Source organism: Actinomadura rugatobispora (assembly GCF_055379765.1).
Map to the genome: position 1 here is coordinate 11,192,572 of NZ_AP029191.1, position 10,781 is coordinate 11,203,352.

Genomic DNA, 10,781 nt, shown 5'->3' on the forward strand with positions numbered 1-10,781 from the left:
TCTATCGTTCAGGTGTTCGAGTGAAAGTGAGGGGGTGTGGTCGTGCGCTGGGATCATCTGCGGCTGGTCGCGGAGGGCGAGGGCGGGGCGGGTCCGGCGCCGCTGATCGAGCGGGGCGCGGTGGCGCGCACGTTCGACACCCCCGAGTTCCGCGGCATGACGTTCTACGAGGTCCATGCCAGGACGGTCATCAACCGGGTGCCCGCGGCCTCGCGGGTGCCGTTCCGGTGGACGGTCAATCCCTATCGCGGGTGCTCGCACGCGTGCTCTTACTGCCTGGCGGGCGAGACGCCGATCCTGATGGCCGACGGCCGCACCAGGCCGCTGCAGGATCTGCGGCCCGGCGACCGCGTCTGCGGCACCGGCCGCGCCGATGCCTCGGCGGCCGGGGCGGGGCGGCGGCTGGTGGTGACCGAGGTCCTGGATCACTGGCGGACGTTCAAGCCCGCCTACCGTGTGGTGCTGGGCGACGGCACCGAACTGGTCGCCAGCGGCGACCACCGTTTCCTGACCGAGCGGGGCTGGCGGCATGTCGCCGCGCACGCCGGCGGCCGCCCCGCCCCGGGCCGGGCGCTGGAGGCCGGCGACCGGCTGATGGGCGTGGGCGGCGGTTTCGCCGAGCCGCCCAAGGACGACGCCGACTACCGGCGCGGTTACCTGTGCGCGATGGTGCGCTGCGGCGCGGGCCGCGGTCATGTCCTGCACAGGGTGGCGGCCTGCCAGGAGCCGGTGCGGGAGCGGACCCTGGCCTACCTCACCGACCTGGGCGGGGCCCCGGCCGGCGAGGCCGCCCGCTGGCCGCGGTCGCCGTCGGGCTCCTGGCTCAAGGGCTTTGTGGCCGGCGCTCTGGACACCGGCGCTCTGGACACCGGCGCTCTGGGCGGCTCGCCCGAGCCGGGCGGGGCGGCCGGCGACCTGTCCCCCGCGGTGAGGGCCCACATCCGGCTGGGCCTGGAGCACCTGGGCCTGACGGCGCACGTGAGCATGCGCCTGCGGCTGGCGGTGGCCGTCGATCCCGCGTGCGCGCGTACACCGGAGGGCATGCGGCTGGGGCCGGCCGAGGCGACGCGGGTGGTGTCGGTGGAGGCGCTGGGCGTGGAGACACCTCTGTACGACATCACCACCGGGACGGGTGACTTCGTCGCCTCGGGGGTGGTGTCGCACAACTGTTTCGCGCGCAAGACGCACGAGTATCTGGATCTGGACTCGGGTGCCGATTTCGACTCCAAGATCGTGGTGAAGGTCAACGCCGCCGAGCGGGTGCGGCGCGAGCTCGCTGCGCCGCGGTGGCGGGGCGAGCACATCGCGATGGGCACCAATGTGGACTGCTATCAGCGGGCCGAGGGCCGTTACCGGCTGATGCCGGGGATCTTGGAGGCGTTGCGGGACGCGGCCAATCCGTTCTCGATCCTGACCAAGGGGGCGCTGATCCTGCGGGATCTGCCGCTGCTGCTGGAGGCGCGGGAGCGCACCGAGGTGGGCACGGCGGTGTCGGTGGGGTTCGTCGACCGTGCGCTGGGGCGCCTGGTGGAGCCGGGCGCGCCGGCGCCGGCCAGGCGGCTGGAGGTGTGCGCGGCCCTCAACGAGGCGGGGATCGGGTGCGGCGTGCTGATGGGTCCGGTGCTGCCGTATCTGACCGATTCGCCGCGGCAGCTGGAGGCGGCGGTGCGGCAGATCGCCGAGGCGGGAGCGACGTCGGTGTCGGCGATCACGCTGCATCTGCGGCCGGGGGCGCGGGAGTGGTTCCTGGCCTGGCTGCGCGAGCACCATCCCGAACTGGTGGTCCCGTACGCGCGGCTGTACGGCAACCGCGCCTACGCGCCGCGGGAGTTCCAGGAGCGGATCTCCGCGCGCGTCCGGGACCTGGCCGAGCGCCACGGCATAGGCAGGCGGCCATCACCGCCGACACCGTCCCCACCCCGCGGCACCCACCCGCCCCCACCCCCCGAACCCGAGCAACTAACCCTCCCCACCCCCTAACCCGCACTTTCGTGTCGTCCTTGTGCGTCCTCCCTGCGTGTCGTCCTTGTGCGTCATCGTTGTGAGCAGTTCCTGTGAGCAGCTCCTGCACGTCGTCCTTGCGGGAGTCGTCCTTGCGGGAGTCGTTCCGAGGAGGCGGTGGCCGTACTCGCGTCGGCGGGTGTTCCGGTCTTCGCCTCGCTCAAGGACGAGCAGAACTTCACCCTGCGGCCTGCCGCCGCACTGGACGAACTGCCCATCGGGCCAGGTGCGACACGACCCGGCGGGCGGGCTCGCTCTGCCCTGCTTGCCAGCCCCGGGCCCCAGCACGCCCCGCCGCCACCTCGCGCTGGCTGCCGTCCTGTAGCGGGATGGGCGCCGGGGCGCCGAGAAGCTGGCGGGCCATGGCGGCGCGCTGATCTGTGCAGCGCGGATCGGCGCGACCCGCGGTGCTGTGGTTAGGCGCCTACCGCCGTCTCTCGCGGAAGCCATCCATGGCGACGGCTTCGGCGAATGCCGCCGAGGAATCTCGGATCTACTCCTGCCGCCGCGCACGTCCGGGCGGCCTACCAGCCCGGGCGCGGCAGGACCCGGCTGGTAAGCCCGCTCTCCCCTCACCGCCAGCGCCTCCTGCGGAAGCCTTCGTGGCGGACGGCCATCCCCGCCCTCAGGCGACCTCCTCGCCCGCCCTGCCCCACCCGCCGATACTGGCCTGGATCAGGCACGGCGAGGCATCGGGTTTGCGCGAATGGCGCCGGAGGCCGCGGGCCTGCTCCCGCCGCTGACCCGGCCAGGGCTCGCGACCGCCTGCTGCGCGCCTCGATGCTCGCCGGGACGCGGAGCCCGGACGGCCGGGGCCGAGGTGTTGCCGCGCGTCGCGTCCCGCGCGGCCCTCTGTCGGCGGTCCCGGCGACCTGTGAGTCAGTGGTGGCGGTGAGCGGAGACGAGGCCGGGCCGTCGGCGAGGAGAAGGGGGGCCGCGGCGTTGGGGACATTCCCCCCGGGGCCGATGACGGCCGCCGCGTCGGTGGTCACGGGACCCGCCGTCACCGAGCCGCGCTGTACCTGACTCCCAAGGGCGGCGGACAGCGCGTCCGGGAGCCGGGGCAGCCTGGATCTGTCGGCGCTACCGGCGGAGCGGCGCCGGTTCCTGGCCACGCTGGGACGGGTCGGTCAGGCGTCGGCGCAGTCCCGGCGGCGGCGACGGCGGCTCCGATGGCGGCACCGCCGGCGTAGGCGAGCAGGAACAGCCAGGTGATGCGCGGCCTGGTCAGGTGCTGCGAGCTGGTGGTGGCGCCGACGGCCAGCCTGTGGTCCACCAGTGCGGTGACGTCGCGGCGCGGGAGCGCGGCGGCGAGCACGCCGACCGCGGTGGCGTCGGTGGGGGCCAGCGCCGCGCCGAGCACCCACGTCAGGCCCCAGCCCAGGTGAAAGGCGTGCGCGACGGCGGCCACGGCCGTGGCGGTGGCGATGACCAGGACGGTGCTGAGCATCACGATGCCGCGCAGGTTGCGGCGGACCTCGCGCAGCGAGGTGGTCAGACTCTCCCAGTACAACAGCGCGCCACCTCGGGCGGCAGATGAACGCGGCGCAGGGCAGTTATGAAGCCCAGCGTCGTCCCGGCGGCCAGCAGCACCGGCGGCGCGACACCCAGCCTCCTGCTGGCGATGCCGCACACCAGCATCACCGGCCCGAAGACCACCACCGGTTCAAGACCGCCACCGCCTCTCCTTCGTCAGCAGCCTCGGCCTTCAGCAGGCATCGGCCCGCACCGCGTTGGCGTCGGTGTCGGCGACTGCACGGCGGTGCCCTCGCGCGGCCGATGCCCCTGCCCGCGCCCGTCGCCAGCGCGGCCTTGCCCGTGACGCGCCAGCCGGTCGGCTGGTCCATCCGTCCCCCCATGCTCGTTCGCTGAGCGGTGCCCGTTCGCTGAGCGGTACGGGTCATTGCGCGGTGTAGCCGCCATCGACGGGCAGCGCGACGCCGACGACGAAGCTCGCGCCGTCGCTGCACAGCCACAGCACGGCCTGCGCGATCTCGTCGGCGTGCCCGAGCCGGCCGATGGGCTGGCCGGCCGCGGCCTCGGCGCGGTCCAGCTCCCCCTTGGCGATCATGTCGGCGACCATCGGGGTGTCGATGGTGCCGGGGCACACCGCGTTGATGCGAACGCCGCGCGGCGCGTACTCCAGCGCGGCGCTGCCGGTCAGGCCGATGACGCCGTGTTTGGACGCGTGGTAGGACGCGCGTCCGGGGATGCCGACCAGGCCGCCCAGCGAGGAGCAGTTGACGATCGCGCCACTGCCCTGGGTGCGCATCTGCCGCAGCTCGTGCTTCATGCACGCCCACACGCCGCGCAGGTTGATGGCGTTGACCTTGTCGAACACCCCGGCGTCCTCGTCGGCGGCGTCGCTGGACGGGATCTGAATACCGGCGTTGTTGAAGGCCATGTCCAGCCGTCCGAAGGCGGCGACGGCCTGGTCGACGAGCGCGGCGACCTGGTCCTCGTCGGTGACGTCGCAGGCGACCGCGAGTGCCCGGTGCCCGGCTGACTCCAGTTCGCCGGCGGCCTCGCGCAGCGCGGGCTCGTTGATGTCGGCCAGCACCACGGCGGCGCCAGCCTGCGCGAACGCGCGGGCGGTGGCCAGGCCCATGCCGGACGAGGCGCCGGTGACCAGGGCGACCTGGCCGGTGAAGTCGTAGGCGGGATTCACGAGTGCAGGCTCCTCATCTGCTGGCGGATATGGGCTTGCGGCTTGCGGGCACCGCGGTCGGCAGCAGCACCGCGGTGGTCTCTTCGGCGCCTTGGCGGGCTGGTCAGGGGCGCAGCAGGGTCTTGATGGCGCGGCGCTCGTCCATGGCCTTGTAGCCTTCGGCGGCTTGGTCCAGCGGCAGGGTGAGGTCGAAGACCTTGCCGGGGTGGACGCGGCCGCCTTGGACGGCGGCGTGGGAGTAGAACATGGCTCGGCCGTCGATGGTGACGCCGTGCGGGACGTCGGCGATGCCGCCGCCGGGGCGGGCCGAGTGCAGCGCCTGCTGCAGCGCCTGGTCGGTGCCGACGCATTTCACGACGCGGTCGGCGCCGATGCCGCCGGTGAGGTCCTTGACGGCCGCGGCGCCTTCGTCGCCGCGTTCGGTGACGACGTCGGTGGCGCCGAACGTGCGGGCCAGGTCCTGGCGGGTGTAGTGGCGGCTCATCGCGATGATGTTCCGCACCTGCTGGCCTGCGAGGTCGGCTTGGCAGCCGCCGACGTACTCGCGGTTGAGGCAGTTGCTGGGATACCCGTTGCGGCAGTTGGTGCAAGTGCCGTCACTGGCGAAGAACGGCCCTGTCGGCGCTGCCAGCGGGACGCGGTGTCCGCGCCGCCCTTTGTCCCAGGCCGTGGGAGTGCCACGTGGTACGGGCACCCGGCGCGAAACGCACCACGTTCGCCCGGGCCCGGGAGGGATCCTCGCCGCGGTACACCACATCGGCCCAGGCGTCCCCGCTGAGCATCTTCTCCGGCAGCTCGGTGGTCGCGGGCCGTTGGAGCGGTTCCATGATGATCTCTCCCTGAAGTCGAGGCCGCACGGGTGTGCGCGACCGGTTGACCGGCAGGGGCCGGCCGGGCGGGTCAGCTGCCGAAGAGGTCCTTGGCGACCGACATCGCCGACATGGCCCGGGGCCAGCCGGTGTAGAAGGCCAGGTGGGTGATGGCCTCGATCAGCTCGGCCTCGCTGACCCCGTTGTCCTTGGCCCGGCCCAGGTGGTGGCGCAGCTGCTCGGTGCTGCCGCTGGTGACCAGGCTCGCCACGGTGATCAGCGAGCGGTCCCGGAGCGGCAGTTGGGGGCGTTCCCAGACCTCGCCGAACAGCACGTCGTCGGTGAAGTGCACCAGCTGCGGCGCGAAGTCACCGAACATCTTCTGCGCCCCCGAGGGCTGATCGTTGTGAGTCATCGGCTGTGTCCCTTCTTGTCGGTGATCGACGGTGCTCTGGGGTTATGGCTGAGGGCGGGTGACGGCGAGGCGGGCACCGGCCGCTGCGGCGGCCAGTGCGATGACGGCGGCCAGTGCGAGGCTCAGGCGCAGGCCGTGCTCGAACCCGCCCGAGCCCGACAGCAGCGCGCCGAAGACGGCGACGGCCAGCGCGCCGCCGATCTGGCGGCTGGTGTTGAACACACCGCCGGCGGTCCCGGTCCGGTGGGCGGGGACGTGGTCCAGCAGCACGGCGGTGGTGGGCGGCATGACCAGCGGCCCGGCCAGCCCGACTGGGATCAGCAGCAGTGCGCTCACCCACACCGGTATCGAGGCGGGCGCCACCGCCAGGGCGATCGATCCGGCCGCGATCAAGCACAGGCCGGCCACGACCGGGACGCGGGGGCCGGTGCGCTGGGTGATCCGCGCCGAGAACGGGGTGAGGCACGCGCTGAGCGCCATCATCGGCAGGAACGCCACTCCGGCGCCCAGCGGCGACAGGCCGTGCTGCTGCTGGAAGTACAGGGAGAACAGGAACGGCAGGCCGTAGAACCCGACCATGAACGCGAACCCGATCGCCACCGCGATCGTCACGGTCGCCGAGCGGAACAGCTCCAGCGGGACCATCGGGTGCGCCACCCGCGCCTGCGCCAGCACGAACGCGGCGAACGACACCACTGCCACCGCCAGCGCGATCACCACCTGCGGGGCGGTGAACCCGGCCTGCCCGGCCTCGATCGCACCGTAGGTCAGCCCGCCCATCGCCGCTATGCCGGTGACCTGCCCGATCCAGTCGAACGGTGCCGCCCGGGTCGGCGGATGCGGGGCCCGGGCGAGCAGCAGCAGCGTGACCGCCCCGACCGGCAGGTTGATCCAGAAGATCATCCGCCAGGACGCCAGACTCAGCAGCCCGCCCAGCACCGGGCCCGCTGCGGCGGCCACCGCCCCGCCCATCGCCCACACCCCCACCGCGCGGGCACGGCGCCCCGCGTCAGGGTAGGCGTGCCGCACCAGCGCCATCGACGCCGGCATCATCACCGCCGCACCGACGCCCTGCACGAACCGCGCCGCCACCAGCACCCCCGGCGAGGGCGCCAGCCCGCACGCCGGCGAGGCGACCACGAACACCACCAGACCGGCACCGAACGCACGGCGCGCACCGATCCTGTCCGACAGCGCCCCCGCCGACAGCAGCAGCGCGGCGAACATCAGCGTGTAGCCGTCCACCACCCACTGCAGACCGGTGATCCCCCCGCCCAGCGCGGAACGAATCGAGGGCAGCGCGACGTTCACGATCGTCGCGTCCAGGGTGATGACGAAGAATCCCAGCACCGCGGCCGCCAGCGTCGCCCCCGCATGCCGGTCACCGGCGTGCTGGTCACCAGCGCAGGGAGCCCCGGCCGCCGCAGGGCGCAACAAGTCGGTGAAAGTCATGGCGGTGGAGTGATCCTTCAAAAGATGGGTGTGCCCGCCGGCCCACGCGGCCCGGCCACGCATCCCAGGCAAGCACCTACCCCACCTGACCTGGGAGTCTCCGTTGTGAGGGGTACCGTCAGGGACCCCCTGGGCCGGTGTCGCACCGGTAATCTTGGGCAGTGCCCGACCGCGATCAACACCGAGATCAGCGCCGTGATCAGCTGCGTGAGGACATTCGCCGGTTCCTCACCGGCCGCCGCGCCCGTCTGACCCCGCGGCAGGCGGGCCTGCCCGACATCGGCGGGCAGCGGCGGGTGGCGGGCCTGCGCCGCGCAGAGGTCGCGCAGCTGGCCAACATCAGCGTCGAGTACTACACCCGCCTGGAACGCGGGAACGTCCGCGGTGTGTCCGACGAGGTCCTCGACAGCCTCGCCGCCGCACTGCACCTGGACGACGTCGAACGCGCCCACCTCGACACCCTGGTCCGCGCCGCCAGCAACCCGCACCGCGGCCCGGACCGCGATGGCGGAGCCTCACACGTGCGCGCCAGCGTGCAGCAGATCCTCGACGCCATGACCGGTGCCGCCGCGTTCGTCCGCAACGCCCACCTGGACGTCCTGGCCACCAACGAGCTCGCCCGGGCCCTCTACCAGGAAGCGCTCGACACCCCCGAACAGCCGCCGAACCTGGCCCGCTTCGTCTTCACCGACCCCCGCGCCCGGCGCTTCTACCGCGACTGGGACGGCATCGCCCACGACGCCGTCGGCAGTCTGCGCACCGAAGCAGCCCGCACCCCTGCCGACACCGAACTGGCCGACCTCATCGACGAACTCGCCGCCGGCAGCAGCGACTTCCGCCGCCGCTGGGACGCCCACGACGTCGAGTACTACCGCAGCGGCCGGCAACCCTTCCACCACCCACATGTCGGCGACCTCGACCTCGACTACGACGCCCTCGAAATCCCCGCCGACCCCGGGCTGACCATCGTCACCTACACCCTCGCCGCCACCTCACCCCACACCGCCGCCTTCACACGGCTCCACCAACACCTCCCACCGCCGTAAAAGCCCGCGCTCGCAACGGCCAATGAGGTCAGGAAGGGCGAGGCCGCCGGTCAACGGGGCGGCGTCGGGCGGCGGGGCCGGCGTCAGCGGTGACCTTCGCTGAAGTCCGTTCACCGAGACGAACATGGGCGCCGAGGCCGGCCAATGGCGCAGCCGTGCGGGTCAAGCTCGGCAGTGGCGCTCTGGAACAGGTACTCCGCGCGCGGGTAGGACAGTCGGCCGCGGCCGGTGGCCCAGTGCACGTACTCGACCGCGCCGCACTTGGAAGTCACGCGGGCCCGGCGGAACTCGAGGTCGAGGTCTTCGATGTCGAGGGTGAGGATCTCTTCGGCGCGGGCGGCGGTTTCGTACAGCATCCGCCACAGCAGCCGCTCACGCAGCCCGTGGGCGTCGTCGGCCAAGGCGGGTGCGGGGATGGGGTGATCGCCGCGGCGGCGGGCTTGTGGCGGGTCAGCCGCCGGGCAGGGTTGGTGGCCAGGAGTTCCTGACGTTGCGCCCAGGTGGTGAACGAGGCGAGCGCGGACAGGTGCCGGTTCCAGGTCGCGGCCGCCGCGGTGTTCGACCGCTCCGTCACCGCGGCGAAGTCTTCAGGCGCCAGACCTGGTGCGGGTGGTGGCGGCCGGAATGGAGTCCAAGTAGCGGTCGACGGCGGACGCGAGGGTGCGGGCGCCGGACGGGTTGGAACCGGGCGGCGGTCGCCGGGGTGCTGGGTCAGGGGATGGTGAGGCGGCTGAGGCGTTCGCAGAGGGTCCAGACGGCGTCGCGGTTGTGCTGGTCCAGGACGCTGGCGGGCCAGTGGGCGTATTGGGCCTTGGCGTTGACGTAGGTGCCGGTGACGTTCTCGAGGTCGGGGCTGGAGGCCAGGTGGACGCTGGAGCGGGCCGCTTTGGCGAGGTCGGCGAGCAGGAGCGGTCCCAGCAGGCGCAGGAGGGGCACGGCGGGCCGGTAGGCGTAGGGGAAGGCGCGCATCGCCAGGGCCCGGTTGCCGGGGGTGTGGGCGTGGCCGGGGTAGGCGACGTTGACGGTGATCGCGGTGCCCTGGAGGCGCCGGGCGGCCTGCAGGCTCATGGCCATCAGGGCGGTCTTGGCGTGGTTGTACTGGGAGAAGGTCCAGCCGAGGTAGGTCTTCTCGCCTTGCAGGTTGTCCGGGTCGATGGGGCCGTCGGGCATGCCGCCGGTGAGGTTGACCACGCGGGCGCCTCCATGTTCGGCGGCGGCGGTCAGGAGGGGCAGCAGGAGGCCGGTGAGGGTGTAGGGGGCCAGGACGTTGACGGCGAAGGTGGCCTCGACGCCGTCGGCGGTCAGGCGCCGGTGACTGTTCATGCCGCCGGCGTTGTTGATCAGTACGTCGATGCGGTCGTGGCGGCGGGCGACCTCTTCGGCGAGGCGGCGCAGGTCGGCGGAGCTGGAGACGTCGGCGGTGAGGGCGGTCGCCCGGGCGGCGGCGTTGTGGGGACGGCGGCCGGTGGGCGGGTGGCCCGTCCGCGCGCCGTCGGTGCGGTGTGCGTCGCGGGTGAGTTCGGCGGCGGTGGCGCGGGCGCGGTCGGGGTCGCGCCCGACCACGATGACGTGGGCGCCGAGGCGGGCGAGGCCGCGCGCGGTCTCACGGCCGATCCCGGCGGTGCCGCCGGTGATCAGGACGGTCTTGGAGCGCAGCGGAGCGTTCATTCTGTCTCCTGTGGACGAGTATGGCACTTGATGACATGTTTATCATGTGATGTCGCAAGCTATCCTCGGTGCATGGTCGGTGGGGAGAGGGCCGGGCTGCGTGAGCGGACGCGGCGAGCGGTGCGCGCGGAGCTGGCGGAGCAGGCGATGGAGCTGTTCGTCGAGCGCGGGTACGAGGCCACGACGGTGGAGGACATCGCGGCGGCGGTGGGGATGTCCAAGCGCAGCTTCTTCCGCTACTTCGCGGTGAAGGAGGATGTGCTGTTCGGTGATGTGGAGGAGATCGCCGAACAGATCGCCGCCGAGATCACGGCGCGGCCCGAGCGGGAGGAGCCGTGGGAGAGCCTGCGGGTGGTGCTGGGCGCGTGGGAGGGGCGGATCCATGCCTCGCAGCGGGAGTTGGCGGGGCTGCGGCTGGTGGAGGCGACCCCGGTGCTGCGGGCGAGGCTGCACTACAAGCGCGATGAGCTGCGGGATCGGGTCGCGGACGCGTTGCGGGATCGGCCCGGCTCGGGCCTGGACGCCTTCACCGCGGACCTGCTGGTGGCGGCCGCGGGTGCGGCGTTGGACGCCGCTTCCCGCGAGTGGTTGCGGTCGGACGGGACTGCCGACAGGGCCGCGCTGGTGGAGCGGGCCTTCGCGATGCTGGCCCCGGCTCCGCCCCCAGCTGCCGCGCTCTGAGCCCTGAGCACCGCCGGCCCGCCCGGGACCCGGATCCGTCC

Annotated in this window: 11 protein-coding genes; 3 read left to right on the plus strand and 8 right to left on the minus strand. The window is 72.9% G+C overall.

All coding sequences use genetic code 11. From position 1 onward, the window contains the following. Positions 1-42 precede the first annotated feature (42 nt). A complete protein-coding gene (locus ACZ466_RS50170) occupies positions 43-1,980 on the plus strand; it encodes an intein-containing Rv2578c family radical SAM protein (RefSeq protein ID WP_378281054.1) in 1,938 nt (645 codons plus the stop codon). Between the two features lie 1,024 nt (positions 1,981-3,004). Here the strand turns inward: ACZ466_RS50170 and ACZ466_RS50175 are convergent. The 6 genes from ACZ466_RS50175 to ACZ466_RS50200 form a co-directional block, all read right to left on the minus strand. Beyond that, the gene (locus ACZ466_RS50175) at positions 3,005-3,514 is read right to left on the minus strand and encodes a hypothetical protein (RefSeq protein WP_464042154.1); all 510 of its coding nucleotides are present in this window, start codon (positions 3,512-3,514) and stop codon (positions 3,005-3,007) included. 387 nt (positions 3,515-3,901) lie between these two features. After that, positions 3,902-4,669 carry a glucose 1-dehydrogenase gene (locus ACZ466_RS50180; protein ID WP_378281056.1) on the minus strand — a complete coding sequence of 256 codons (768 nt, stop codon included), beginning with the start codon at positions 4,667-4,669 and terminating at the stop codon, positions 3,902-3,904. Between the two features lie 103 nt (positions 4,670-4,772). Then, entirely contained in the window at positions 4,773-5,153 is a 381-nt protein-coding gene (locus ACZ466_RS50185; protein WP_378281057.1) for a zinc-binding dehydrogenase, read from the minus strand. Between the two features lie 112 nt (positions 5,154-5,265). Further along, on the minus strand, positions 5,266-5,496 hold the full coding sequence (locus ACZ466_RS50190; protein ID WP_378281058.1) for a cupin domain-containing protein: 231 nt from the start codon (positions 5,494-5,496) through the stop codon (positions 5,266-5,268). A 73-nt stretch (positions 5,497-5,569) separates the two neighbouring features. Then, complete coding sequence (locus ACZ466_RS50195; protein WP_378281059.1) at positions 5,570-5,893, minus strand: carboxymuconolactone decarboxylase family protein; 324 nt, start codon at positions 5,891-5,893, stop codon at positions 5,570-5,572. A gap of 42 nt (positions 5,894-5,935) precedes the next feature. Further along, the gene (locus tag ACZ466_RS50200; RefSeq protein ID WP_378281060.1) at positions 5,936-7,345 is read right to left on the minus strand and encodes an MFS transporter; all 1,410 of its coding nucleotides are present in this window, start codon (positions 7,343-7,345) and stop codon (positions 5,936-5,938) included. A 161-nt stretch (positions 7,346-7,506) separates the two neighbouring features. Between ACZ466_RS50200 and ACZ466_RS50205 the strand changes: the two genes are divergently transcribed. Beyond that, positions 7,507-8,391: a helix-turn-helix transcriptional regulator gene (locus ACZ466_RS50205; RefSeq protein ID WP_378281061.1), complete on the plus strand. Its 885-nt coding sequence runs from the start codon at positions 7,507-7,509 to the stop codon at positions 8,389-8,391. 110 nt (positions 8,392-8,501) lie between these two features. On the opposite strand, the gene ACZ466_RS50210 is transcribed toward ACZ466_RS50205, so the two are convergent. Together ACZ466_RS50210 and ACZ466_RS50215 are read right to left on the minus strand one after the other, a co-directional pair. After that, positions 8,502-8,792: a tyrosine-type recombinase/integrase gene (locus ACZ466_RS50210; protein WP_378281062.1), complete on the minus strand. Its 291-nt coding sequence runs from the start codon at positions 8,790-8,792 to the stop codon at positions 8,502-8,504. Positions 8,793-9,102: 310 nt separating this feature from the next. After that, complete coding sequence (locus ACZ466_RS50215; RefSeq protein WP_378281063.1) at positions 9,103-10,059, minus strand: SDR family NAD(P)-dependent oxidoreductase; 957 nt, start codon at positions 10,057-10,059, stop codon at positions 9,103-9,105. 72 nt (positions 10,060-10,131) lie between these two features. On the opposite strand from ACZ466_RS50215, the gene ACZ466_RS50220 reads away from it, so the two are divergent. Next, entirely contained in the window at positions 10,132-10,740 is a 609-nt protein-coding gene (locus ACZ466_RS50220) for a TetR/AcrR family transcriptional regulator (protein WP_378281064.1), read from the plus strand. The last annotated feature ends 41 nt before the right edge of the window (positions 10,741-10,781 follow it).